The sequence below is a fragment of the Ruegeria sp. HKCCA0370 genome, assembly GCF_013033705.1.
Taxonomy (GTDB): domain Bacteria; phylum Pseudomonadota; class Alphaproteobacteria; order Rhodobacterales; family Rhodobacteraceae; genus Ruegeria.
Map to the genome: position 1 here is coordinate 677,383 of NZ_WQEP01000001.1, position 23,985 is coordinate 701,367.

Genomic DNA, 23,985 nt, shown 5'->3' on the forward strand with positions numbered 1-23,985 from the left:
AATCTGAAAGGCGAGGCGATGAAGGCTCCGAACCACGTGACAGTTGGCGGCGCCCCCGAAGGGTTTGACGCGCAGCTTGTGCTGAACGAAATCGCCCGCAGCAACGGGCCGGTGGCCCATGTCGCACGTGACGACAAGCGGATGGAGGCGATGCGCGCGGCGCTGGCCTTCTTTGCCCCTGACATGCCGGTCTTCGTGTTTCCGGGCTGGGATTGTCTGCCCTATGACAGGGTGTCCCCCAATGCCGACATTTCAGCGGCCCGTGTTGCCACGCTGGCGGCGCTGGTTCACCAGATGCCGCAGAAGTTCGTGTTGTTGACGACATTGAATGCGGCAACCCAACGCGTCCCGGCTCGAGACGTGCTGCGCGAAGCGGCGTTCACCGCCCGTGTCGATCAGCGCATAGATGAGGCCGCGCTACGCAACTTCCTGGTGCGCATGGGCTTCACGCAAAGCCCCACCGTGATGGAGCCGGGCGATTACGCCATTCGCGGCGGTATCATCGATATCTTCCCGCCGGGTGAATCGGGCCCCGTCCGTCTGGACCTGTTCGGAGACGTACTGGACGGCGCGCGCCGTTTTGATCCCGTGTCTCAGCGCACGACCGAAAAGCTGGACGTGGTTGAACTTGCGCCGGTGTCCGAGGTCATTCTGGATGATGCGGCCATCACGCGGTTCCGCCAGAACTATCGGATCGAATTCGGCGCCGCGGGCACGGATGATCCGCTGTACGAAGCGGTAAGCGCCGGTCGCAAGCATCAGGGTATCGAACACTGGCTGCCCTTCTTCCACGAGAAGCTTGAAACACTGTTTGATTATCTGCCGGATGCCACGATCACCGTCGATGATCAGGTTACACCGGCCAGATTGGCCCGATGGGAGACGATTGCCGATCAATACGAAACCCGGCGTCTGGCGCTGGAAAACCGATCCCGCATGGATACGGTCTATAAACCCACACCTCCGGGGTTGCTGTATCTGGATGATGCCGCGTGGGAGGCGGCTGTTGCGGGGCGGCGTGTCATGCAGTTCAGCCCTTTGCCGCAGGCCTCTGGCCCGGGTGTCATCGATGCGGGCGGGCGGATCGGGCGCAACTTTGCTCCGGAACGTCAGCAGGAAAGCATCAGCCTGTTCGGTGCTCTGGCCAGCCACATCACCGCCAAGCTTGACAAAGGTCCGGTGCTGATCGCGTCCTATTCAGAAGGTGCGCGCGAACGTCTGACCGGTCTGATCGAGGATGAAGGTCTGGCCGAGGCGATTCCCATTGCCAATGGAACGCGCATCGGAAAGCGCGGCCTGCACCTTGCCGTCTGGGCGCTGGAACACGGTTTTGAGACGCCAGACCTGACGGTGATCGCCGAACAGGACGTTTTGGGCGACAGGCTGATCCGCCAACCCAAAAAACGCCGCAAGGCCGAGAATTTCCTGACCGAGACCCAATCCCTGAGCCCCGGTGATCTGGTGGTGCATGTGGATCACGGTATTGGTCGATACATGGGGATGGAGGTCGTCACGGCCGCCGGTGCCGCCCATGAATGCCTGCTGCTGGAATATGCCGAGCAGGCAAAGTTGTACCTACCGGTCGAAAACATCGAACTGCTGTCGAAATACGGCCATGACGAAGGGCTCTTGGATCGACTCGGCGGTGGCGCCTGGCAGGCCAAGAAGGCCAAGCTGAAAGAGCGCATTCGCGAGATGGCGGACAAGCTGATCCGCATCGCGGCGGAACGTGCTTTGCGTAAAGCCCCCGTTATGGACCCTCCGCCGCACGCGTGGGAGGAGTTCAGCGCGCGTTTCCCCTATCAGGAAACCGATGACCAGTTGCGCGCCATCTCGGATGTGATGGAAGACATGCATTCTGGTGCCCCCATGGATCGCCTGATCTGCGGCGACGTCGGTTTTGGCAAGACCGAGGTGGCGATGCGCGCCGCCTTTGTCGCCGCCATGTCCGGCGTGCAGGTTGCGGTCGTGGCACCGACAACACTGCTTGCCCGACAGCATGCGGCAAGCTTCAGGGAACGGTTTCGCGGCTTCCCTCTGGAAGTGCGGCAATTGTCGCGCTTCGTCTCGGCCAAAGAGGCGCAGCAGACACGTGAGGGGCTGGCCAAGGGCACGGTCGATATCGTGATCGGGACCCATGCGCTGTTGGCCAAGAACATACGGTTTCACAATCTGGGTCTACTGGTCATCGACGAAGAACAACATTTCGGCGTGGGACACAAGGAACGGCTGAAGCAACTGCGCAGTGACATCCATGTTCTCACTCTGACCGCAACCCCGATTCCGCGAACCTTGCAATTGTCGCTGACCGGGGTGCGCGATCTGTCGATCATCGGCACACCGCCCATCGACCGCTTGGCGATCAGAACCTATGTCAGCGAATTCGACGCGGTCACGATCCGCGAGGCGCTGCTGCGCGAACACTATCGCGGCGGGCAAAGTTTCTACGTGGTTCCGCGCATCTCGGACCTGCCCGAGATCGAGGAGTTCCTGAAAAGCCAGCTGCCGGAACTGACCTATGTGGTTGCACATGGCCAGATGGCGGCGGGTGAACTCGATGACCGAATGAACGCGTTTTATGACGGTAAGTATGATGTGCTGCTGGCGACGACAATTGTGGAAAGCGGTTTGGACATTCCAACGGCGAACACGATGGTCGTGCACCGCGCCGATATGTTCGGTCTTGCGCAGCTCTACCAGATCCGGGGCCGGGTGGGGCGATCCAAAACCCGTGCCTATGCCTATCTGACCACCAAGCCACGGCAGAAACTGACGGCTACGGCCGAGAAACGCCTGCGGGTTCTGGGCTCGCTGGATACGCTGGGCGCCGGGTTCACTCTGGCCAGCCAGGACCTCGACATTCGGGGCGCTGGCAATCTGCTGGGCGAAGAGCAGTCTGGCCAGATGCGCGATGTGGGCTACGAGCTTTATCAATCCATGCTGGAAGAAGCGATTGCCAAGATCAAGGCCGGCGAGATGGAGGGCCTGTCAGATGCCGACGACCAATGGGCCCCACAGATCAATCTGGGCGTCCCGGTTCTGATTCCCGATGATTACGTGCCCGATCTGGATGTTCGTCTCGGCCTCTACCGCCGCCTGTCGTCGCTGTCTACCAAGGTTGAGTTGGAAGGTTTTGCCGCAGAGTTGATCGATCGTTTCGGCAAATTGCCGAAAGAGGTGAATACCCTGATGCTGGTCGTGCGCATCAAGGCCATGTGCAAACGGGCGGGCATCGCCAAGCTGGACGGAGGCCCGAAAGGCGCGACGATCCAGTTCCACAATGACAAGTTCGCATCCCCTCAGGGATTGGTCGAATTCATTCAGAACCAGCGCGGCATGGCCAAGGTCAAGGATAACAAGATCGTCGTACGCCGGGATTGGAAGAAAGACAGCGACAAGATCAAAGGGGCCTTTGCGATTGCCCGCGACCTTGCTGAAAAAGTGGTCGCGGAAAAGAAGAAGACCAAGGCTGGTTGATAGGCAGGATGGGGCTCTGCCCCCGCTGCGCGTTCCGCGCATCTCCCCCGGGATATTTACGGCCAGATGAAGTCACGGATCCCAGCTTCATCTGGCTGAAAATATCCCCGCCGGAGGCATCGCGCGGCAGCGCGATCCTGCCTACACACGCATTGCAGCCTGCGCGCAGAAGCAAGACGCTGCAACCGCCCGATCAGCGCGGGCCAAAGCCAAGTCGAGGCGTTGTTTGATCTGTCGGATTTCAACATCTTCCCCGCGGGCTTTGAGACAATCGTACAGCCCCTTCAGGCTCCAGACGTTGTCGAGATGGATCGAAGCGCGGCTGAGCGAGCCGCCTAGGCCAAGATCTTCGCGATAGACGGCCTCTGCTTCTGCCGCATGACCTTGTTCGAACAGCAATGCGCCAAGCGCGTGGCGGGTGGGCTGCATCCAGCCCCAGGGCTCGTCATAGGGCAAGGTGTCGTCCAATTGGACCGAGCGGCGCAGATGGGCAAAGGCGATCTCGAAATTGCCCTTTCGGTACTCGATCTCACCGCGCAGCATCTCCCCCGCGATTTCCAGCAGGTCGATCACACGATTGTTGTGCAACCTGCGTGTTTCCGGAACGCATTCCCTGGCTGCGAGAAACAGATTCTCTTCGGCTTCGGCATGGACAACGTCACCGGTTGCGGCATGTGCGATGGCGCGGGCGTAATGGGTCGTGGCCGTCAGAGTGCGGTAGAGATCCGGATCGGAGGGCAGCTCCAGTGCCTTGGCCTCTTCCCAGCGGCCAAAGCGGATCAGGATGTGCGGTCCCATGGACATGTAGCTTTCGAAGTAATCCGCCATTGGGGGGCTTTCGATGCGCAGCATCTCCTCTGGCGTTGTATCCCACAAACCCTGATTGGCGCGCAGGGCAGGTTCGATTTGCCCCAGAAACAGCGCGCCATAGATGGCGAAGTGATAATTGTGTTGGCGGTATCCGGTGTAGATATTGAACGCGCCTTCGCGTTCGTAATACTTCAGATCCGCATCCGAGGCTTTTTCGTTCCAATGCACCACATTGTGATAATGGCCGCACAGCACATCAATATGTGTCGGCATATGCACAAGGTGCCCCGCATCAGGTACCAATGTGCGCAGGACATCACCGGCTTTCAGAGCTTTTTCCGGCGTGGGCGACATCTCCATCAGGTGAACATAAAGGTGCAGCAGGCCGGGATGTGACATGGCGGCCGGATCGTTGGCCATGGCCCATTCCAACGCCTCTTGTGCTTCAAGCGTTGCAGCGCCTTCTGCCGGTTGACCTGTTTGCAGGTCCCACATTTTCCAGGGCGTCAGGTTCAAAAGCGCCTCGACGTAGATCGTGCGCAGGTCCGCATGATCGCGGTGCGCGGCGAAGGCCGCGCGCATCGCTTCGGCAAAATCGTGGTCCCACCGGTGCATGTCCTCTGCCGGCTCTCGTTGCGGATAGCGCGCAGGGAGGGCTCGGATCAGAGCTTGCTCGACGGGGGTACAGCCGTCTGCCAATCGAAGGGCGTTTTGCATGGCATCATAAGCCAGCGCCAGCGCCTTGCGGCGTCCCCGCTCGTCCTGCAAGTCCCATGGCAGGTTGTAATTCGGTCCCGCCGCGTAGGCGACGCCCCAATATGCCATGGCGCATTTGGGGTCATGTTCGGCTGCGCGCTGGAAACAAACCACGGCTTCTTCGTGATTGTACCCATAGGTCCAGTTCAGGCCGCGGTCGAACCACAGCTGAGCCTCGGGAACGGAGGTCGTTACCGGACATGAATAGCTGCCCAGATCATAGTATTCGCGCATCAGAAGCCCTCCGCTTGGTTCAGGTCGAGGGTAGCGTGTTTCTGACGAGTCGCACAGATCAGGCTGGCAGACGTTCTTCAACGCGGCCCATGTGCAGCATAAGCCCGAAGGCCAGAATGCACATGCTCAGGATGCCGAAGGTCAAAGGCGCGATCGAACCGTCGAACAACAACCCGATCGGGGCGGCGATGGCAGCGGCCAGCACCGTCGATATCGATCCGATGACCGAGGCTGCCATTCCGGCAATATGCCCCATTGGCTCCATCGCGATGGCGTTCAGGTTGCCCAGCGTCACGCCGGCCATGAAAAACACCATGGTTTGCCAGAACACGAACAGCGCGAATGAGGCGTCTGGTGAAAGATGCGCGGCGTTCAGGGTCATGACAAAGGTGGTAATCAGGATTTGCCCCCCCAGCGCCCATGTCACCATCCGGCGCATGCCCACACGCACCACTAATGCCGCGTTCAGCAAACTGGCCGACCCGGACATCAGCGCCACGAACCCGAACCAGAACGGAAAGCTTTCGGCGCGGTCATGGATAACGTCATAAACGGGCTGAACCATTGTCAGCATGGTGAACAGCACCCCCATGCACAGGGTCTGAACCATGATCGAAAGGCGCACGGTCGGATGCGAGAACATTTCCTTCGTGGCCGAGAACATCAACGGAATGCGGAAGGGACGACGGTTTTCACGGGCCAGAGATTCCGGCAACCGAACGCCCATCCAGGAAATGATGATCAACGCAAACAGAATGAAAGACACAAAGATCCCGCGCCATCCGAACAAAGCGATCACACCGGCGCCCAGCATCGGTGCCGCTGCGGGTACCAGTGTGAAAATCATCATCGCGATTGAGATGATACGCGCCATTTCGCGGCCTGAATACAAGTCGCGAATGATCGCCATGGCCACCACGCGCGGACCTGCGGCGCCCAGGCCCTGAACCACACGTGCAATCAAGACCAGTTCCAGTGAAGAACTGGCCCATGCGACAGCAGACGCCGCAATGTACAAAGCCGCGCCGCCGTAAATGACCGGCTTGCGTCCCAGCGCATCCGAAAGCGGGCCTGTGAAAAACGTGCCGATCCCCATGCCCAACACAAATGACGTCAGGATCAGTTGGGCACGGTTAACGTCATCGGGGCTGAGCTGCGCGCCGATCTCGGGCAGCGCAGGCAGCATTGAATCGATCGAAAAGGCTATGGTGGCGAACATCATTGCAATCAGTGCAATGAATTCCGCCTTCGACATGCGATTGGCCATGAAGACCTCCTAACCCGTTCGCGCTATCACGGCGGGTCGGCATAGGCCAGACTGGAAATTTGCACAGACCTCTGTGCTATTCTGCAGGGGAAGCCTCAAGTTGAGACATGATTTCAGTGATCACTTTCTCCCACATTTCAGGAGGTTGGGCACCGGGAACTGCGTGTTGATTGGCGACAATGAAGGTTGGGACCGAGCTCACACCCATTTTGCGGGAATGAGCATCGCGGCTGCGGATATCCTCGCGGTCGGCGTCTGATTTCAGCAGCTTCATGACCACGGCGGCGTCCATTCCGGCGCTGTCCGCGATATCGGCCAAGACTTCGTGGTCGCCGATGTCGCGACCCTGCACGAAATAGGCGTCGAACAGCGCGTCGACGACGGCATTCTGCTTGCCTTCGATGCCAGCCCAATGGATCAGGCGATGCGCATCCAGCGTGTTGGGGGTACGTTTCATGGCCTCGAAGTTGATGTTCAGACCGGCCTTTTCGGCATGTTCCACCACCGGCGCATAGGCGCGAACCGCGCCGTCCTTGCCGCCGAACTTGCGCTCGAGATATTCGCGCCGATCCATTCCTGCATCCGGCATGTCAGGATTCAACTGGAACGGATGCCATTCAATGACAAAGGGGTGGTCGGGTACGTTGGCCAGCGCCTTGTCCAGTTGAGTCTTGCCGATATAGCACCACGGGCAGATCGGATCGGACAGGATGTCGAGCTTGACGGTCTGGGTCATTTTGTTGGTGCCTCGAAATAGGCCGGCAGCGCCCGGCGCAGGAGTTTGCCATTTCCGCCGGTCGGCAGGGCGGGCAGATGGATGAAGGCGCGTGGTTGTTTGTAACGCGCCAGGTTGGCTTCGACATAGGTGCGCAAGGCCGCATCGTCCAGCTTTTCCGGGCCCGTATAGAAGGCCGCTATCACAAATGTGTCCGGTTTGACCTCGACCGCGGCGGCGCCGACCTGAGTGATGCCCGGAAAGCGGGACAGGGCGGCTTCGACCTCGACCGGGGACACGCGATAGCCACCCGCGTTCATCATATCGTCGTCGCGGCCCAGATAGCTGATCTGACCATCCACGGCCATGGCGCCCTGATCGCCGGTCAAAAACCACTCTCCCTGTATCCGTGTTTCAACCTCATCGGGTGCGTTGAGATAGGTCAGCATCAAACCGGGGTCAGTGCGGTGAATGGCGATAGTGCCTTCTTGGCCCTTTGGCACCGGACCGTCCGGACCAAGGATCGCCACACGACGCCCCGGTTGCGGTTGTCCTAATGCGTCGCTGCGCGCGGGGTGATCCGGGCTGGAAGAAATGAAGGTAGAGCATTCGGACATGCCATAGGCTTCGAACAACTCGGTGCCGGTGGCCTTTCGCCATTGTTCGTGCAGCGTGCGCGACAGTTTCTCACCCGCGCACAAGCCGTGGCGCAGGTCTGGCAGCTCCATTCGATCGCACCCTTGCACCATCTTGCGATAGACCCCGGGGGCCGCTGCAAAGATCGTTGCGCCATGCTGACGCAGCAGGGCAGGCAGGGCCGTGATTTCGGTGCCGGGCGCGGGGATCAGGGCAGTTGCGCCCATGGTCCATGGATCCATCAGGCCGGTGCCCAGCGTATAGGTCCAGTTGAATGCTCCGGCGTGGCACAGCCGGTCGGTCTCGCGAAGACCATACCAGCCATCGACCATCATCTGCCGCGCCCAGATTGCCCGGTGGGCATGGGCCACGGCACGAGGCTTGCCCGAGGTTCCAGAGGTATAGACGACATAGGCCATACGTTCCGGATCGCCCATGTCAAATTCTGCCGGGGGCAGGCATCGCATCGCTTTCAGCGCGTCCAGCCCGATCTGCTTGGAATGCGAGGCGCAGGCAACGCCCGGATCACGCAGAATCACCGCCGGAGAAAGCTCGTCGATCATCCTGGCGGTTTCGGGTTCCGTCAGTTGTGACGATGTCGGCACCGGCACGATGCCCACGGCAATTGCCCCCAGATACGCAATCGGGAAATCCACCGTGTTTCCCAGCCGCATCAGCGCGATATCACCGGGTCTCAACCCGGCCCGCAGCAATCCCGTGCCTGTGCCCAGCACAGCCGCTTTCAGATCGCGATAGGTCCAGTCCTGCGCGCCGTTCGGGCGCAATATCGACAAAGCCACTTTATCCGACGCGTGATGGGCACGGCCCAGAACATGGGCCGCCAGATTGAATGGCGTGGGGCAGGGTGCGGGCGACCCCTGATCGAAGATTGACAACATGGCCTCTGGCTATCGCGCCGCCTGCCGCGTTGCAAGCGTGGCTGGCCGGGCCTATAGAAGGGTCATGAGCACTCAAGACCCCAAATCTCTGATCCGAATTGCCCGCGACTCTGGCGACCATACCGAAGTCGAACCGCTGGACCTTGGCGCACGTGTGCGAGAGCTGCGCAAAGCGCGGGAATGGACATTGGAACAGGCCGCCAGTCAGGCCGGATTGGCACGCTCGACCCTCAGCAAGATTGAAAACGGGCAGATGTCGCCGACTTACGACGCGCTCAAGAAGCTTGCGACCGGGCTGGAGATTTCTGTTCCGCAACTGTTTACGCCGCCCCAGCGCGATCAGGTGATCGGACGCATGGCGATCACCCGTGTGGGCGACGGCACGGCTCATGCCACCACAACCTATGAGCATGAGCTGCTAGCCGAAACCCTGACCAAGAAACAGATGCTGCCCTATCGTGCGCGGGTCCGCGCAAGATCAATGGATGAATTTGACGGCTGGGTGCGCCATGACGGCGAAGAATTCATGTATGTGCTGACCGGTGTCGTCAAGCTTTACACCGAGTTTTACGAGCCGGTTGAGATGCGCAGAGGGGACAGCGCGTATTACGATGGCAGCATGGGCCACAACGTGATTTCCGTCAGTGATGAAGACGCGACGATCCTTTGGGTTACATCACTTGCCTAAAGCGGTTCTGCTGAATTCCCGGTTCAGCCCTTCGGTGAACAGGAAATCTTCGACCTCTTCATGCGCCTCATTTATCGTAAGTTGGTGACGTTCGGCCAAATAGGCTTCAAACCCTTTTCGATCCTTCAACACGCGCATCATGTCCTTGTCACGCAGGTTCGGAAAACGCCGCTTTGCGCGTTCGCATGCCGCATTCCAGTCGTTCGTAAGATCGGTCCAGTTCATCATCAATGAGCTTCCCTTAGCAACGATTAGGACTGCTCTCCCCCGCTTCAGAGTACGGATAGGGTGCCGTAACGTAAGACATGACAAAATGTCGCAGCGCTGGACCTCGCCTTCTTGAGGGGGAAAAATGCCCGCTGCGAAGTTTCCGCAACGGGCCGGCGGGCCTACATTTGGTGTGAGTGGTGGTGGGCCAGGTTGTTCTGTAATCCGCAGCGCCAGATTGTCCCGGCAGGCAGAGAGGCGGGGTCATCGCCAGCCTGTTATTAAGCCTAAATGCGCAAAATATATGCATATTTTCCAGATAAATAAAACTGTTTGTGGGTGTTTCTTTCCGGATCGCTTGCATGTGACGATGTTGGTCGCTGATTACGATGCTTCCAATGCGGCCAAACGATATCTTGTGTGGGATGGCAATGTGCTGAAATTTGCCGATTGGTGGAATTTTCCTGAGCGCTATTTGTATGAAACAGCTGGAACTTCAAGCTTCCGTCTTTCGGAAACTTCAATTGGAAAGACCAGCCGAATTCACATGTAGAACGGCTGGTCTTGGGTTTGCGCCTTTTACCGGGCGTCGTACCACCAGACTTCGGGCATGTATTGCGGACCGTCGCCATAGATGGGCAGGGTTTCCGGGTGCTTCAGCTCTTTGACATGAGCAATGCGCCCGATGTCGAAGCTCCAGATCGGGATGACATAGCGGCCTGCCGTCAATACCCGGTCCAGCGCGCGGGTGGCCGCGGTAAAGTCCTCGCGGGTTTTTGAGGCCAGCATGGCATCGATCATGGCATCAACCGCGGGCGAAGATACGCCCATCAGGTTGCGAGTGCCGGGCGCATCGGCAGTTTCGCTGCCCCAATAAAGACGCTGCTCATTGCCGGGAGACAGGGAAAGCGCCCGGCGGAACGTCGTGACGTCAAAGTCCAGTTCAGACGTGCGCCCGACATATTGGGCATTGTCGACCTGTTCCGTCGTGACCCGGATGCCGAGACGTTCCAGCGCGCGGGAATAGATCTCGACCACGGTTGCCATCTCGCTGTCACCCTGTTGCAGCAGGAAAGTCATTTGAAAGGCATCACCATTTGCATTGCGCAGCACGCCATCCTGAACGGTCCATCCCGCCTCGGCCAATAGTCCGGCGGCCTTGCGGAGGTTTGCCCGGTTCCGGGCCGACCCGTCGCCTTTCGGCAGTTCATACCCTTCCAGCGTGCCGGGCAACAGGATGTCAGCGAAAGGAAGCAACAGGTCTTTTACCTGCCCCTGGGCCGGGCCGGGCTGCATCGCAAGGTCGGAGCCCGAGAAATAAGACGTGATCCTTGGTTGCGCACCACCGGTTACCGTGTCGTTGATGAACTCGAAATTGAACGCAAGCATCAGTGCTTCGCGCACGCGCCAGTCGTCGAACGGAGCCTTTCGTGTGTTCATCACGAATCCGGTCATTCCCGAAGGTTTTCCATGCGGAATTTCGGTCTTGATGACATCGCCGCGCTGCACGGCGGGAAAGTTGTATTGCGTGTCCCATTTGTCGGCGTTGAATTCACGCACGGCTGACAGTTCTCCGGCCTTGAAAGCTTCGAACAAGACGCTGCCGTCGCCATAGAATTCGATCCGCAGCTCATCAAGGTTCATGGTGCCGCGGCGAAACGGGATGTCGTTCCCCCAATAGTCCGGATTGCGTCGCAGATTCACAAATCGCCCCGCTTCGTAGCTTTCGATCACATAGGGGCCGGTTCCAATCGGCACATCATGCAGTTGTGCGTCAGCGAAATCCTTGCCCTCCCATTGCGCCTTTTTCAGGATCGGGCGCATCCCGGCCAGCAGCGCAAGCTCTCGGTCGGGTTCATTGAACGTGATCCGCACCGAACGCGGGCCGGTTTGTTCGATACTGTCGATCTTGCCCCAAAGACCGCGATAGCGCAGATGCCCCTGCGTGCCCAACGTTTCGTAAGACCAGATAACATCATCGATCGTGACCGGACTGCCGTCGGAAAACCGCGCCTCCTCCCGCAGGGTGAATTCGACCCAGGACCGGTCTGGATCGGTCTCAACTGATTCGGCTAACAGCCCGTAAAGTGTGAAAGGTTCGTCCCATGACCGTCCCATCAGGCTTTCATGGGTCCAGAAAGGCAATTGCCATGGCGAGGTGCCTTTTTGCAAAAACGGGTTCAGGCTGTTAAAGCCGCCCGTGTTTCCGAACACGGCTTTGCCGCCTTTGGGTGCATCCGGGTTGGCGTATGGGAGTGACACAAAATCCGGTGGTAGGGCCGGGTCCCCATACATAGCTATGCCATGAGACGATTCTGCATGGGCGACAGAGATCACGAAAATGCTGGCGATTCCCGCCACAAGTGATCGAAACGGACGGAGAAAATCCGGGCTCATTTTGGGAACAATCCTGCTCTGGCCTTATTTTGTTGGTATTCACCGTAGTGATGATTTTTCTTATTATCAAACTTTTAGCTTGGACCAAGGCGCAGAATTGCTTATAAAGGTTGCACTGCTCGATAGGTTTCTTGCCTGTATGAAACCTGCCTCAATAACTTAACGCCCGCTTCGTGCGGGCGTTTTTTTGTGCGTCGCGAAGTCTCAGGCCGGGATTCTAAATTGAAGTGTTTCCCCGTTTTCTTTGCAGGTGCAGCATGGCATGGTGCGCCTGATCAACGCTTGAGGGAGAATGGACATGAGACTGTCCGGCAAAACGGCAATCATCACGGGATCAAATTCGGGCATCGGGCTCGGCGTCGCGCGCGAGCTGGCCAGGGCCGGTGCCGATGTGGTTTTGAATTCCTTTACCGATCGCGATGAAGATCACGCGCTGGCCGCCGAAATTGCGAAAGAGACCGGAACCAATGCCCGCTACATCAAGGCCGACATGTCCAAGGGCGAGGAATGCCGATCCTTGATCGAACAGGCGGGGTCTTGTGACATTCTGGTGAACAATGCCGGGATTCAGCATGTCTCACCGATCGACAAATTCCCGGTTGATAAATGGGATGCAATTATCGCAATCAACATGAGCTCGGCCTTTCACACCACGGCGGCCGCGTTGCCGATGATGCGCAAGGCGGGTTGGGGACGTGTAGTTAACATCGCCTCGGCCCACGGTCTGACGGCATCCCCTTTCAAGGCGGCATATGTTGCAGCCAAACACGGTGTGGTGGGAATGACCAAGACCGTAGCGCTGGAAACAGCGCAGGAGCCGATCACCTGCAACGCCATCTGCCCGGGATATGTGCTGACGCCGCTGGTCGAGTCCCAGATTCCCGACACGATGAAAGAATACAACATGAGCCGTGAGGACGTTGTGAAGAACGTTCTTTTGGAACGGCAACCGTCCAAGGAATTCGCCACGGTCGAGCAACTGGGTGGAACGACTATCTTCCTGTGTTCGGACGCGGCGGCTCAGATCACCGGAACCACAATTTCAGTCGATGGTGGCTGGACAGCACTTTGAGGTTTAAAGGGGGCCATTGCCCCCATTCCCCCGAAGCATTCTTTTGCAGAGACGAAGGGGTAGCGACGTGAAACGGATCAATCTGGCTTTGCAGGGGGGTGGCGCGCATGGCGCGTTCACCTGGGGTGTGCTTGACCGGCTGCTGGATGAAGAAGACATTGAGGTCGCTGCCATCACCGGAACTTCCGCAGGGGCGCTGAACGCAGCGGCGTACAAGTCGGGAATGGTTCATTCAGGGCGCGACGGTGCACGGGCGCGCCTGGACGGGTTGTGGAAGCGCATGGGCGCTATTGGCGATATGCGCTTTGCCAACTGGTTTCGCGGCCTTGAACCGGCGGCCATTGCGCAGGCGATGGAATATTCGGTGCCGTTTTCGATCGGGGATGCCTGGTCGCGGATGGTGTCGCCCTATGCGTACGGGCCGTTCTACAGCAACCCTTTGAAGCCGGTGGTGGACAGGTTCAATTTCGACGAGGTGTGCGCAGATGAAGGCCCGCGCCTGTTTGTGTGTGCCACTTGCGTACGCAGCGGCAAGATCCGCGTCTTTACCGGCGACGAAATCAGCACCGACGCCATCCTGGCCTCGGCCTGTTTGCCGACCCTGTTCAAGGCGGTTGAGATTTTCGATCCGAAGACAAACCGGACCGAAGCCTATTGGGACGGAGGGTATACCGGCAATCCGGCGCTCTATCCGCTGTTCAACGATGATTTGCCGGATGACGTGGTGATCGTGAACATCAATCCGCTGGAGCGCGACGAGGTTCCGATCACGCCGCAGCAAATCCAGAACCGGATCAACGAGATCAGCTTCAACTCATCCCTGTTTCGCGAGTTGCGGGCGATCAGCTTTGTCCAGCGGTTGTTGAAAGAAGGCAAGCTGACGGCCGGAGAGATGAGCCGCGTGCTGGTTCACATGATTGCAGATAACGAGTTGATGAACAGCCTGTCTGTTGCCACCAAAACCGTGCCCAATCCGGTCATTCTGAACAAGCTGAAACAGGCCGGACGCAACGCCGCAGATGGTTTTCTTGCCAACCATAAGGACGATTTGGGTCAGACCAGCACAATTGATCTGCCTGCGATGTTCAGCTGATCACTCGGGCGGCTGTGTCGGGTCTTTTCCATTCGGGTATACAAGCCCCGCCGAAATCACCAGTTTGGCGGCGTCTTCGATGCTCATGTCCAGCAGGATCACGTCTTCTGCGGGGAAGAACAGCAGAAACCCAGATGTCGGGTTGGGTGTTGTGGGTACGAACACGCTCAATAGCTCGCCTCCGGTTTCGGCGCGTTGGCTGACCTCACCCTTGGCGCTGGTCGAGACAAAGCCGATGGCCCAGATCCCGCGACGCGGGTACTGGATCAGGCAGGCTTTTTCAAAAGAACGCTCGGTCTGGGCAAACACCGTTTCCGAGATTTGCTTGATCCCGGAATAGACCGAGCGCACGACGGGCATCCGATCAACAACGCTTTCGGCGAAGTGGATCAGGGAACGGCCCAGAATGCCCTTGGCGATCCAGCCGACCAGAACGGTGAAGATCAGGAAGATCACCACACCCACACCGCGCAGGTTGATGCCCACGTATTGTTCGGGCTGGAACTGTTGGGGCACCAGCGGCAGGACCGCGCTGTCTATCCAGCCGACCACCGACCAGATCAGCCAGACCGTCAACCAGACAGGCGCAATGACCACGATGCCCGTCAAAAAGGACGCGCGCAGCCGTGAAAGCATGCCCGGGCGGCGGTGAGGCTCTTCGTCGAAGGGTGTATTCATTGCGGTTCCGAATGGTTTCCGGATTTAGGTAGTCAATCCACGGCCTTGGTACAATAGGTTAACGTCACCTCTGTTTGACGAGCGCTTGCGCGATCTTGGCCGCCAAACGCGCATTGTTTCGAACAAGGGCGATGTTGGCGACCAATGACCGGCCTTCGGTCTTTTCAAAGATACGTTGCAGCAGATAGGGGGTCACGGCTTTGCCGGTGATGCGATGGGCATCTGCATCTGACTGGGCTTCGGCGATGATGGGGGCCAATTCCTCGGCCGGGATTTGATCGGCGGCTGGAATCGGGTTCGCCACCAACTGCCCGCCGGGCAGACCCAGCGCGCGGCGGGTCGTGTGGGCTTTGGCGATGGCATCGGCACTGTCCATGCGCAGGGGCGCGTTTAAGGGCGACTTTGCCGACCAGAACGCAGGAAACTCGTCCTGGCCATGTGCGATCACAGGCACGCCCAGGGTTTCCAGAACCTCAAGCGTTTTGGCGAGGTCCAGGATGGCCTTCGCCCCGGCTGCGACGACGGTCACGGGCGTATGCCCAAGCTCGTGCAGATCGGCAGAGATGTCGAACGTGGTCTCGGCCCCCTGATGTACGCCGCCGATACCGCCGGTGGCAAAAACCTCGATCCTGGCATAATGCGCGGCGATCATCGTGGCCGCAACGGTGGTGGCCCCGGTGCCACCGGTCGAGATGCACGCTGCCATGTCCGCGCGCGAGATCTTGGCAACGCCTTGGGCCTGACCCAGCCATTGTAGCTGATCCTGCTCAAGCCCCACATGCAATTTGCCTTCGATCACGGCCATGGTTGCAGGAACCGCACCCGCATCGCGGATGTCCTGTTCGACCTGGGCCGCGACTTCGATGTTCTGCGGATAGGGCATCCCGTGGGTGATGATGGTGCTTTCCAGCGCAACGATGGGCTGGCCCGCGTCCTTGGCGGCGCGGACTTCGGCTGAGTATTGGATGTCGATCACAGTGGGGTTTCTCCGGAAACGTAGGTTGCAGCGGCGTGCAGGGCGCGGGCCAGAGCCTCGTCACTGGATGCACCGCGGGATTCTGAGGCGATATGGGCCGCCATGAAAGTATCCCCGGCACCGGTCACGCGGGTGACCAGAACGGCAGGGGGTGTTTGCGTCAGGACTTCTGTCGAGCTGCCGATGGTTGCCGAATTGCCGCCATCGGTGACCAGAACGCGCAGCGCGCCGCGATCCAGAAGGCCTTTCGCGGCGGATTCGGAATCAGGGAATTCGCGCTGGCACAGGATGCCAGCCTCTTCGAGGTTCACATAGAGCGTGGCACGGGCGTGTTTCAGGAAGGGCAGCAGACGTTCGGCCTTGCCGGGCGAGGCCGGGGCCACGCGCAGATCAGCACGGGCAAAAGCAGGGCTTTGGGCAATTTCTTCCAGCAGGTCCAGTGTCAGATTGCCATCCAGTGCGATCGGGCCCTCAAACGGTGCGTTCTCATAGCCCAAAGGCCCGTGCATCAAGGGGCGCAGTATCTTTGCGCCTGCGGCCTCCAGCGAATGCGCGTCGGCAATCGCCGCGATCAACCCGTTCGCACCTTCGACGGCCATGTAGCGGTCAGTCGGCAAATCCTGCGACCGATAGATGTGATCCGTCACCATGCCGAGGCGTGAACAGGCATGGACAAGCTCGTCGCCTTCGGGATCACGGCCAATGGCGGTCAGCAGGGTGGGCGTCATGCCGAACCGAACCAGTGTCATGGCGATGTTCATCGCAACGCCGCCGGGCAGGCGGGTGATCCGGCCCGGCACGTCCGAGCCCTGTCGCATGGCGCTGGCCGATCGGCCGATCACGTCCCACAGGACCGAGCCGATGCACAGGATATTGGTGTTCTGAATCATAGGGGACGTCATGCCGCAGCAGTGTTGCCCGTGCAAGCCGGAACGTCTTCGCAACAAGAGATTCCCGACCGGCCTGGGCCGAAATCGCCTTTGGGCTTGCGATCCGAGGCCTTCGCGGGAACAATCAAATGCAATGATTGGTGATTTTGTTTTCCTGTTGGAGCGTTTCGTATGAATGGCCCTGTCTTCCGTGCCATCCTCCGAGCCCTCAATACCTGCGCCCTGAGTATTATCGTTCTTCTGACCTTGCATCCGGGATCCGTAAAGGCGCAAACGGCCCCGCCGACGGTCATTGATTTCTGGGTCAAGGATGACACTCTGTTTCTCGAGGTGAAACTGAACGCCGAGGCTATGCTGGCCGGTGCCGATCCGACACAACCCGACGCTTATTCCGGCAATTCACAGTACCGATCTCTGCGACGATTGGTGTCGTCGGAACTGGAACTTCAGATCAGGAATTTCGTTCAGGTCTGGAAGCAGAACCTTGTTGTCGAAGCACCTGATCGCCTGGACCTGTCTTATGAAGGTGTGCGTATTCCCGTGGTGGGGGATGTGGAAAAAGTGCGTGTTTCCAAATTGTTGTTGACCGCTCATTTGTCGGATCAGGCATCGAACCTGCGCCTGACCTGGCCGCTGCACGGCGGGTCGGTCGTGCTTCGGCAGCAAAACGTTGTGGCCCCGTATACAGGGTTTCTGACGGCCGGAGAAATCAGCCCGTTGATCCCGTTGCAGGGCGGGGCGTCGTTGACGACCGAGCAGACATTGCAGACGTTTTTGGCAAAGGGGATCAGCCGATTTGTTCAAAGCCCCCTCAAGCCAACCGTCGTTGTTCTGACACTCGTGATGCTGACGCTGAGCCTGCGGCCTGTGATGTCTCAGGTGGCGTTTTTGGCAGCAGGGGTTTTTGTCGGGCTCGGGTTGGACATGTACGGCGTGTTGGACCTGCCGGAAAGCTTGCAGGATCAGGCCTTGGTGGCTTCGGTCATCATTCTGGCGCTATGGAACCTGGTGGCCCGGCACTTGCAGGTCTGGCGCCTGCTGGCCGTGCTTGCCGCAGGCTGTGTCTACGGATTGGCGCTGGCTTCGGATTTGACAAAGATCGGGGTGCCGCCCGATCATCTGGCCCCGGCTGTTTTGGGGTTTGGCGTCGGAAATCTACTGCCTGTCGTCTTTGTGGCTGTTGTGGCCTTTGCCTGCGCGCTTTTGGTTGCAGGCGGGTCACACAGAAAACGAGGCCGGATTTCGGTTCTGGCCTCGATGCTGATCGCCGGGATCGGCGTGTATTGGATGGCTGAACCCTGGTTGCTGGCTTAAGACATTGCCGCCCTCAGCCTGTTCAGCGCACCCAGCGGGTCGTCATCGCCCCAGATCTCGTCCCCGATGCCGAAGAAATCGGTGCACGGGGCCAGATCGCCGATCAGTTCGGGCGTCAGGCCGCCTTCGGCCACGACCGGAACTTCGATCATCTCGGACCACCATTGGAACAGATCCTTTTCGGCGCGGGTTCCGTCGCCCAACGTGGCGGTGCCCACGGGGCCAAAGGCCACATAATCCGCGCCATGTTCACCCGCCGTCATGCCGTCATGGCTGGACGCGCCGCAGAAGCTTCCGACGATCGCGTCCGCGCCCAGCTCCTTACGCGCGGCACGGACCGAACGTGCGCCGTCATCCAGGTGCACCCCGTCCAGCCCCAGACGTTGCGCCAGTAGCACGTGGTTCGAGATAACGATGGCCACGTCGCGGGCGTGGGCAACCTCGCGGCAGGCATCAGCAGCACGGGCGATGCTGTCTTCGTCGTTGCCAGCTAGCGCCAGGCGGATGCAGGCGATCTCGGCCCCGTCCAGAACCGATGCCAGTTTGGCGGGGAACGTGCTCAGCTCGATGGTCGGAGGCGTGATCAGGTAAATCTGCGGCTGCTCGGGGGTGTCCATGGGCGCGTCCTTCGGCTTTTGGTCTTTGGCGCGGTTTAGCGGATTGCGGCGGGGAAGCAAACTTTTATGGCTGAGACCACGCAAATTCCAGCCCCAGCGCCTTGCCCTGCAAGAGCCTGCCGATTACAGCAGGCCAAGTTTTCATAAGGTGAACCATGCCCAGCGACAAATCCCAGCCTTCCTTCGTGCTTGTTCGCCCGCAGATGGGTGAGAATATCGGTGCCGCGGCCCGGGCGATGTGGAACTTTGGGCTGGACCGGATGCGCATCGTGGCGCCTCGCGACGGCTGGCCAAACCCCAAGGCGGTGGCCATGTCCAGCGGTGCGGGCCGGTTGCTGGACGAAGCGCAGCTGTTTGACGATCTGGCCGGATCGCTGGCCGACAGCACCTTTGTCTTCGCCACCACTGCACGGCAGCGCGGCCTGACGAAACCCGTCTACAGCCCCGAGCGCGCCATGCAGATCGCCGCCGAAAAGGTCGCGGCGGGCGAAAAGGTTGTGGTTCTGTTCGGCCCCGAACGCGCAGGGTTGGAGAACGAAGATATCGCCAAGGCAAACGCAATAATCTCGGTGCCCGTGAACCCGGAATACGCGTCGCTGAACCTGGGCCAATGCGTCTTGCTGACCGCTTACGAGTGGATGCGCCAGACCGGCGACGTGGTTCATGAATCCACCGATCTGGGCAAGGGGGACTGGGCCACGGGGATCGAAGTCGAGAAACTGGTCGAACACTACGAGGACCGGCTGGAAGAGGCCGGGTTCTTCTATCCTCCCGAAAAGGCCGAGGGTATGAAGATCAACCTGCGCAACCTGTGGTCGCGGATGCGGATGACGCGGGCCGACGTGCAGATGCTGCACGGGATCATGCGGCAGATGGTCCGCTGGAAAGACAAAGGCTGAGGCTGGACCTATCTTCCACCAAGCCCTAGCTTGCGACGAAATCAGGACATGAGGACAGCATGAGCGGTAAGCGCAGCATCTTCGAAGAGGTCTCGGAAACCGAAAAACAACAGGCTGTTCAACCCGGTATGATCGACCGGGGGCGTGGCGGTGCGCGCAAGGCAATCCGTGCCTGGCTGATGATCCTGTTCGCTTTGGTCGTGGTGATGATCGCTGTCGGCGGTCTGACGCGGCTGACTGACAGCGGGCTGTCGATTACTGAATGGCGCCCAATCACCGGAGCCGTTCCACCGTTGAGCGAGGCAGACTGGCAGGCCGAGTTCGACAAGTACAAGCAGATTGACCAGTGGCGCATTCAGAACCAGTGGATGCAGCTGAGCGACTTCAAAACCATCTATTGGTGGGAATGGGGGCATCGCCAACTGGGCCGCGTGATTGGGCTGGTCTGGGCCATCGGTTTCCTGGGCTTCCTCGTGGCCCGCAAGATACCCACGGGTTGGACCGGCAAGCTGCTGATCCCCGGCCTTCTGGGCGGTGTGCAGGGTGCTGTCGGCTGGTGGATGGTCGCATCGGGTGTGACGCAGGGCGAGGGGATGACCGCCGTCGCCAGCTATCGCCTGGCCACCCATCTGGGGCTGGCATTCGTAATTCTCGGATTCCTCGCCTGGTATATTTTCGAGCTTGGCCGGGAAGAACGTGACCTGATGCAGGCGCGTCGCATGAAGGAAGCGAAACTGTTCTCGTTGTCCACCGGCCTGATGCATTTCGCCTTTTTGCAAATACTCATTGGCGCGCTTGTCGCCGGGATCGACGCTGGACGGTCTTATACCGATTGGCCGCTGATCGGCGGGCAGCTGCTTCCGCCGGACGCCACCGCGTTGGAGCCGATGTGGCGCAATTTCTTCGAAAGCCCGGGGCTTGTGCAGTTTATTCACCGCTGCGCAGGTTACCTGTTGTTCATCTTTGCTATTGTCGTCTGGCGCCGCGGCAGCGCCAGCGCGCATCCTCAGACGCGCTTCGCCTTCAACGCGGCTTTCGCGGCCCTGTCGTTGCAAGTTGTCGTCGGCATTGTGACCGTCGTCTACGGAGCACCGTGGCAGATCGCCATCTTCCACCAGTTCATGGCCGTCGTCGTCTGGACCCTGATCTTGCGCGCGCGGTTCCTGACTGCTTATCCAATCGCAACATCTGTGCGCGGAGTAAAATAACATGACCGCTTTTGACGAACTGATGGCTTTTCAGCGTGAAACCTCGGCACTGGGCCAAATCGCTGGGCGATTGGGTTGGGATCAGGAAACCGTCATGCCGCGCGGGGCCTCGCCTCAACGCGCCGAGGAAATGGCGGCGATCGAGGCCGTCCTGCACGCGCGCCGATCGGATCCGCGCGTGGCAGAGTGGCTGGATCAGGCCGCGCCTCAGGATGAAGTCGGAAAGGCGCAGCTGCGGGAAATCCGGCGCGCCTATGATCGGGCGGTCAAGGTGCCCGCTGATCTGGCCACGGCGATTGCCCGGACCACGTCCGCCGCACAGGGAACATGGGCACAGGCGCGCGCGGACGAAGATGTCTCGGCCTTCCTTCCTGTAATGGAAGAGGTCGTATCGCTGAAGCGTCAGGAAGGCGAGGCGCTGGCACAGGGCGGAGACGTCTATGACGCCATGGTCGAGGATTATGAACCCTGTACGACTGGCGCTCAGATCGCGGCCATTTTCGATGAGATGCGCCCACGTCTTGTGGCCTTGCGCGCGGCCGTTCTGGAACGCCCTGAACCTGCCGCGCTGACCGGAAGCTTTGACGAGCTGACCCAGATGCGGCTTACGCAAAAACTGGCGGTCACCTTCGGCTATGACCTCAACAACGGCCGTGTCGACAAGGCGGTTCACCCGTTCAGCTCGGGTTCGGGCCTGGATGTGCGTATCACAACGCGAACCAGCGAAACGGACCCGTTCAACTGCTTTTATTCCACCATTCACGAGGTCGGCCACGCGGCTTACGAACAGGGGATCGACCGCGACTACCTGCTGACGCCGCTGGGGCGCGGCGTGTCCATGGGTGTGCATGAAAGCCAAAGCCGGATCTATGAAAACCAGCTTGGCCGTTCGCGTGCGTTTACGGGATGGTTGTTCGATCAGATGAAAGACGCATTCGGCGATTTCGGAATTGCCGATGCAGATGCTTTCTACGCTACTGTCAACCGGGTTCACAACGGCTATATCCGCACCGAAGCTGATGAAGTGCAATATAATCTGCACATCATGCTTCGGTTCGATCTTGAGCGCGCTTTGATGGCCGGGGACTTGCAGGTCAGCGAGCTGGAAGCGGCGTGGAATGACCGGTTCAAGGCCGACTTCGGTTATGCGGTCGACAAACCGTCGAACGGCTGTTTGCAGGATGTGCACTGGTCGGTTGGACTGTTCGGTTACTTCCCGACCTATTCGCTGGGCAATGTCTATGCAGGATGTCTGTATCAGGCACTGCGCGGCGCAGTTCCTGAACTGGATGAGCAACTGGCAGAAGGTGACACAACAGGCGCAACCGCTTGGCTGCGCGAACACGTCCAGCAACATGGCGGGCTTTATGCGCCACGCGAGATTATCCAGAGGGCGAGTGGAGTAGAGCCGGGGCCCGAACCTTTGCTGGACTATCTAGAACAGAAGTTCAGCGGATTGTACGGGCTGTGACGTCATGAATCGGTAGCCGATTGGTAAGGTTTCTTGCCATATACGCTGCAACATTGGCTTTGGCTTGAATACTCAAACCAGCGCGTCGTGCAAAAAGTTTTCACACCTGTAACAAGCACAGGAATTCGGGCGCGCGGGTATTTCATGTATGGTTTCTGGGTGACAACCCAATGTCTTGCGTCCGAAGGGCGAATGACCATGTTCAACCGTGATTTTTCTTCATGGATCTCGCGGAACGGCGCAACGGGTGCTTCAGAGTGTGTTTCCTGTGACACCGGTACTTGAACGCCGGTAGGCCAGCGTCGTTCCGACCACGCTGGAAATTGAGCACCAGAATGGCCGGGGCACAGGCTGGGTTTGGAGTGACTCTCACGATAGGCGCGATGTTTCTGAATTCATTGCCAAATACGCTTGAGGAGGTGTTGGCACGATTCCCCATTGATCTGGCACAGATCGTAACCACCGGCCATTCCCGCGGCGAACCGGAAAAGTGCGCATCAACAGATTTCGACATGTATTGCCGCCATGGCTACGACAACAGCGGTACTCCCTTCGCCACGCCCAGTTCTGATTGGTTTGATCCAGGTTCTATGGGCGCCGTGGAAGCCACACTAAGGCGCGGGACCTCTGCGGGTTTTCAATGGGACCAAGTTTTTTAGCATGGTGCTATGATCGGCGCATTCCGGGGGACTATGAGACCGGTTTGAACATTTCGGTTGTTGGCTACTAAATCAGGCATGGCGTTCCAAATGGCTGGAGCGATGTGATGCTCGACTGGTTTGAAGCGGTGAATGCTATGGACCAGAGTGCTGCGAGCACAAATCCGATCACGTGAAGATCGAGTGGAGACTGCGATATATGAAAGTCAGATTGTTTTTTGATTTCACACTGAACGCTGATTTTGGGTGGCGCGTCCTTTCATTCTGCCCAAACACTTGCCGAACAAACATGCACAGATTGACCTAAACCACTGGCACCAGTTCAATCCGGGTCGCGACGGCTGCAAAGAACAAAACGCTGCCGACCAACACAAATACGTGCCAGATCGTATTGTGGAACGGCAGCCAATCCAGCAGGTAGAAGGCGACACCGATCGTATACACGAGCCCACCGGAAATCATCAGTGTGACGATTGTGGGGGACAGATCTGCCAACATGGATTGCCCGGCCCAGACGGCTGCCCAACCCATCAAAAGGTAAAGCGCAAGCCCGAACCAACGGTACCGGTTTGGGTCTAACATCTTGAGAACTGACCCAAGCGTTGCCGAGGACCACAACCCGAGCAACAGCCCGGGAGGCTGAGCACCGGACAACAGTAGAAACGGCGTATACGTCCCTGCGATCTTGACGTAGATGCCAGAATGATCAAGCCGTTGCAGAAACCCGCGCCATTCCTCGCTTTCGATCATGTTGTACAACGCAGAAAACGTCAGCATGAGTATCAACGTCACCCCGTAAACCGACGCGCCCAGTACCGCAGATTGATCATACCGGTAATTGATGGTCATCGTGATCAGCAGGGGAACCGCAATCAACGCACTCGAGACACCGAGCACATGGACCACCCCGTCGCTGATACGTTCTGTGCGGCTGTAAGCTGGTCGGATATGTGCAAAAGACCACATATAAAAAAGCTAGGCGTCAGAATGGCTTCGGGCAAGCGGATCATCCCGAGAGCTAT

Annotated in this window: 21 protein-coding genes; 10 read left to right on the plus strand and 11 right to left on the minus strand. The window is 59.0% G+C overall.

Annotated elements, in window-relative coordinates:
- Positions 1 to 18: 18 nt before the first annotated feature.
- Positions 19 to 3,477 carry a transcription-repair coupling factor gene (gene mfd / locus GOW31_RS03425; protein WP_171167886.1) on the plus strand — a complete coding sequence of 1,153 codons (3,459 nt, stop codon included), beginning with the start codon at positions 19 to 21 and terminating at the stop codon, positions 3,475 to 3,477.
- Between the two features lie 141 nt (positions 3,478 to 3,618).
- Here mfd and GOW31_RS03430 read toward each other — a convergent pair whose 3' ends face one another.
- From GOW31_RS03430 to GOW31_RS03445, 4 genes are all read right to left on the minus strand, one after another.
- Entirely contained in the window at positions 3,619 to 5,277 is a 1,659-nt protein-coding gene (locus GOW31_RS03430) for a tetratricopeptide repeat protein (RefSeq protein ID WP_171167889.1), read from the minus strand.
- 58 nt (positions 5,278 to 5,335) lie between these two features.
- Complete coding sequence (locus GOW31_RS03435) at positions 5,336 to 6,544, minus strand: multidrug effflux MFS transporter (RefSeq protein ID WP_171167891.1); 1,209 nt, start codon at positions 6,542 to 6,544, stop codon at positions 5,336 to 5,338.
- A gap of 76 nt (positions 6,545 to 6,620) precedes the next feature.
- Entirely contained in the window at positions 6,621 to 7,280 is a 660-nt protein-coding gene (locus tag GOW31_RS03440; RefSeq protein WP_171167894.1) for a DsbA family oxidoreductase, read from the minus strand.
- Complete coding sequence (locus GOW31_RS03445; RefSeq protein WP_171167896.1) at positions 7,277 to 8,794, minus strand: class I adenylate-forming enzyme family protein; 1,518 nt, start codon at positions 8,792 to 8,794, stop codon at positions 7,277 to 7,279. The genes GOW31_RS03440 and GOW31_RS03445 overlap by 4 nt, the downstream gene beginning before the upstream one ends.
- A gap of 64 nt (positions 8,795 to 8,858) precedes the next feature.
- Between GOW31_RS03445 and GOW31_RS03450 the strand changes: the two genes are divergently transcribed.
- A complete protein-coding gene (locus GOW31_RS03450; RefSeq protein ID WP_171167898.1) occupies positions 8,859 to 9,482 on the plus strand; it encodes a helix-turn-helix domain-containing protein in 624 nt (207 codons plus the stop codon).
- Here the strand turns inward: GOW31_RS03450 and GOW31_RS03455 are convergent.
- Positions 9,471 to 9,710: a hypothetical protein gene (locus tag GOW31_RS03455; RefSeq protein ID WP_171167900.1), complete on the minus strand. Its 240-nt coding sequence runs from the start codon at positions 9,708 to 9,710 to the stop codon at positions 9,471 to 9,473. The two genes, GOW31_RS03450 and GOW31_RS03455, sit on opposite strands and share 12 nt — an antisense overlap.
- Before the next feature lie 124 nt (positions 9,711 to 9,834).
- On the opposite strand from GOW31_RS03455, the gene GOW31_RS03460 reads away from it, so the two are divergent.
- Positions 9,835 to 10,242, plus strand: coding sequence for a hypothetical protein (locus GOW31_RS03460; RefSeq protein WP_171167902.1), 408 nt, complete (start codon positions 9,835 to 9,837; stop codon positions 10,240 to 10,242).
- A 26-nt stretch (positions 10,243 to 10,268) separates the two neighbouring features.
- Here GOW31_RS03460 and GOW31_RS03465 read toward each other — a convergent pair whose 3' ends face one another.
- A complete protein-coding gene (locus GOW31_RS03465; protein ID WP_171167904.1) occupies positions 10,269 to 12,086 on the minus strand; it encodes an extracellular solute-binding protein in 1,818 nt (605 codons plus the stop codon).
- Positions 12,087 to 12,384: 298 nt separating this feature from the next.
- Here GOW31_RS03465 and GOW31_RS03470 point away from each other — a divergent pair, with 298 nt between their 5' ends.
- Both GOW31_RS03470 and GOW31_RS03475 read left to right on the plus strand, forming a co-directional pair.
- Complete coding sequence (locus GOW31_RS03470) at positions 12,385 to 13,158, plus strand: 3-hydroxybutyrate dehydrogenase (RefSeq protein WP_171167906.1); 774 nt, start codon at positions 12,385 to 12,387, stop codon at positions 13,156 to 13,158.
- A gap of 67 nt (positions 13,159 to 13,225) precedes the next feature.
- Positions 13,226 to 14,251, plus strand: a complete 1,026-nt coding sequence (locus GOW31_RS03475) for a patatin-like phospholipase family protein (RefSeq protein ID WP_171167908.1) — start codon at positions 13,226 to 13,228, stop codon at positions 14,249 to 14,251.
- Here GOW31_RS03475 and GOW31_RS03480 read toward each other — a convergent pair whose 3' ends face one another.
- The 3 genes from GOW31_RS03480 to GOW31_RS03490 all read right to left on the minus strand — a co-directional run bounded on the left by GOW31_RS03480 (position 14,252) and on the right by GOW31_RS03490 (position 16,795).
- Positions 14,252 to 14,929: a DUF502 domain-containing protein gene (locus GOW31_RS03480; protein WP_152458130.1), complete on the minus strand. Its 678-nt coding sequence runs from the start codon at positions 14,927 to 14,929 to the stop codon at positions 14,252 to 14,254.
- 64 nt (positions 14,930 to 14,993) lie between these two features.
- A complete protein-coding gene (locus GOW31_RS03485) occupies positions 14,994 to 15,905 on the minus strand; it encodes a pseudouridine-5'-phosphate glycosidase (protein ID WP_171167910.1) in 912 nt (303 codons plus the stop codon).
- Positions 15,902 to 16,795, minus strand: a complete 894-nt coding sequence (locus tag GOW31_RS03490; RefSeq protein WP_171168666.1) for a PfkB family carbohydrate kinase — start codon at positions 16,793 to 16,795, stop codon at positions 15,902 to 15,904. The genes GOW31_RS03485 and GOW31_RS03490 overlap by 4 nt, the downstream gene beginning before the upstream one ends.
- 171 nt (positions 16,796 to 16,966) lie before the next feature.
- Here GOW31_RS03490 and GOW31_RS03495 point away from each other — a divergent pair, with 171 nt between their 5' ends.
- Positions 16,967 to 18,109, plus strand: a complete 1,143-nt coding sequence (locus GOW31_RS03495; RefSeq protein WP_171167912.1) for a HupE/UreJ family protein — start codon at positions 16,967 to 16,969, stop codon at positions 18,107 to 18,109.
- Here GOW31_RS03495 and GOW31_RS03500 read toward each other — a convergent pair.
- On the minus strand, positions 18,106 to 18,726 hold the full coding sequence (locus GOW31_RS03500; RefSeq protein ID WP_171167914.1) for a thiamine phosphate synthase: 621 nt from the start codon (positions 18,724 to 18,726) through the stop codon (positions 18,106 to 18,108). The genes GOW31_RS03495 and GOW31_RS03500 overlap by 4 nt on opposite strands.
- Positions 18,727 to 18,881: 155 nt before the next feature.
- On the opposite strand from GOW31_RS03500, the gene GOW31_RS03505 reads away from it, so the two are divergent.
- The 4 genes from GOW31_RS03505 to GOW31_RS03520 all read left to right on the plus strand — a co-directional run bounded on the left by GOW31_RS03505 (position 18,882) and on the right by GOW31_RS03520 (position 22,963).
- Entirely contained in the window at positions 18,882 to 19,625 is a 744-nt protein-coding gene (locus GOW31_RS03505) for an RNA methyltransferase (RefSeq protein ID WP_171167916.1), read from the plus strand.
- A 59-nt stretch (positions 19,626 to 19,684) separates the two neighbouring features.
- Positions 19,685 to 20,833 (plus strand): heme A synthase, encoded by a 1,149-nt coding sequence (ctaA, locus tag GOW31_RS03510; RefSeq protein ID WP_171167918.1) that lies wholly within the window; start codon positions 19,685 to 19,687, stop codon positions 20,831 to 20,833.
- Position 20,834: 1 nt separating this feature from the next.
- Entirely contained in the window at positions 20,835 to 22,304 is a 1,470-nt protein-coding gene (locus GOW31_RS03515; protein ID WP_171167920.1) for a carboxypeptidase M32, read from the plus strand.
- Positions 22,305 to 22,639: 335 nt separating this feature from the next.
- Entirely contained in the window at positions 22,640 to 22,963 is a 324-nt protein-coding gene (locus tag GOW31_RS03520; protein WP_217356603.1) for a hypothetical protein, read from the plus strand.
- A gap of 303 nt (positions 22,964 to 23,266) precedes the next feature.
- On the opposite strand, the gene GOW31_RS03525 is transcribed toward GOW31_RS03520, so the two are convergent.
- Positions 23,267 to 23,929 carry a hemolysin III family protein gene (locus GOW31_RS03525; RefSeq protein WP_171167924.1) on the minus strand — a complete coding sequence of 221 codons (663 nt, stop codon included), beginning with the start codon at positions 23,927 to 23,929 and terminating at the stop codon, positions 23,267 to 23,269.
- Between the last annotated feature and the right edge of the window lie 56 nt (positions 23,930 to 23,985).

What these genes read in the sequence shown, in the direction of transcription:
- GOW31_RS03435 (WP_171167891.1), bottom strand. Translation starts at nt 6,544, where the DNA reads ATGGCCAATCGCATGTCGAAGGCGGAATTCATTGCACTGATTGCAATG.
- GOW31_RS03450 (WP_171167898.1), top strand. Translation starts at nt 8,859, where the DNA reads ATGAGCACTCAAGACCCCAAATCTCTGATCCGAATTGCCCGCGACTCT.
- GOW31_RS03505 (WP_171167916.1), top strand. Translation starts at nt 18,882, where the DNA reads ATGCCCAGCGACAAATCCCAGCCTTCCTTCGTGCTTGTTCGCCCGCAG.
- GOW31_RS03490 (WP_171168666.1), bottom strand. Translation starts at nt 16,795, where the DNA reads ATGATTCAGAACACCAATATCCTGTGCATCGGCTCGGTCCTGTGGGAC.
- GOW31_RS03440 (WP_171167894.1), bottom strand. Translation starts at nt 7,280, where the DNA reads ATGACCCAGACCGTCAAGCTCGACATCCTGTCCGATCCGATCTGCCCG.
- GOW31_RS03430 (WP_171167889.1), bottom strand. Translation starts at nt 5,277, where the DNA reads ATGCGCGAATACTATGATCTGGGCAGCTATTCATGTCCGGTAACGACC.
- GOW31_RS03515 (WP_171167920.1), top strand. Translation starts at nt 20,835, where the DNA reads ATGACCGCTTTTGACGAACTGATGGCTTTTCAGCGTGAAACCTCGGCA.
- GOW31_RS03455 (WP_171167900.1), bottom strand. Translation starts at nt 9,710, where the DNA reads ATGATGAACTGGACCGATCTTACGAACGACTGGAATGCGGCATGCGAA.
- GOW31_RS03525 (WP_171167924.1), bottom strand. Translation starts at nt 23,929, where the DNA reads ATGTGGTCTTTTGCACATATCCGACCAGCTTACAGCCGCACAGAACGT.
- GOW31_RS03445 (WP_171167896.1), bottom strand. Translation starts at nt 8,794, where the DNA reads ATGTTGTCAATCTTCGATCAGGGGTCGCCCGCACCCTGCCCCACGCCA.
- GOW31_RS03480 (WP_152458130.1), bottom strand. Translation starts at nt 14,929, where the DNA reads ATGAATACACCCTTCGACGAAGAGCCTCACCGCCGCCCGGGCATGCTT.
- GOW31_RS03470 (WP_171167906.1), top strand. Translation starts at nt 12,385, where the DNA reads ATGAGACTGTCCGGCAAAACGGCAATCATCACGGGATCAAATTCGGGC.
- GOW31_RS03500 (WP_171167914.1), bottom strand. Translation starts at nt 18,726, where the DNA reads ATGGACACCCCCGAGCAGCCGCAGATTTACCTGATCACGCCTCCGACC.
- GOW31_RS03465 (WP_171167904.1), bottom strand. Translation starts at nt 12,086, where the DNA reads ATGAGCCCGGATTTTCTCCGTCCGTTTCGATCACTTGTGGCGGGAATC.
- mfd (WP_171167886.1), top strand. Translation starts at nt 19, where the DNA reads ATGAAGGCTCCGAACCACGTGACAGTTGGCGGCGCCCCCGAAGGGTTT.
- GOW31_RS03520 (WP_217356603.1), top strand. Translation starts at nt 22,640, where the DNA reads ATGGCCGGGGCACAGGCTGGGTTTGGAGTGACTCTCACGATAGGCGCG.
- ctaA (WP_171167918.1), top strand. Translation starts at nt 19,685, where the DNA reads ATGAGCGGTAAGCGCAGCATCTTCGAAGAGGTCTCGGAAACCGAAAAA.
- GOW31_RS03495 (WP_171167912.1), top strand. Translation starts at nt 16,967, where the DNA reads ATGAATGGCCCTGTCTTCCGTGCCATCCTCCGAGCCCTCAATACCTGC.
- GOW31_RS03460 (WP_171167902.1), top strand. Translation starts at nt 9,835, where the DNA reads ATGCCCGCTGCGAAGTTTCCGCAACGGGCCGGCGGGCCTACATTTGGT.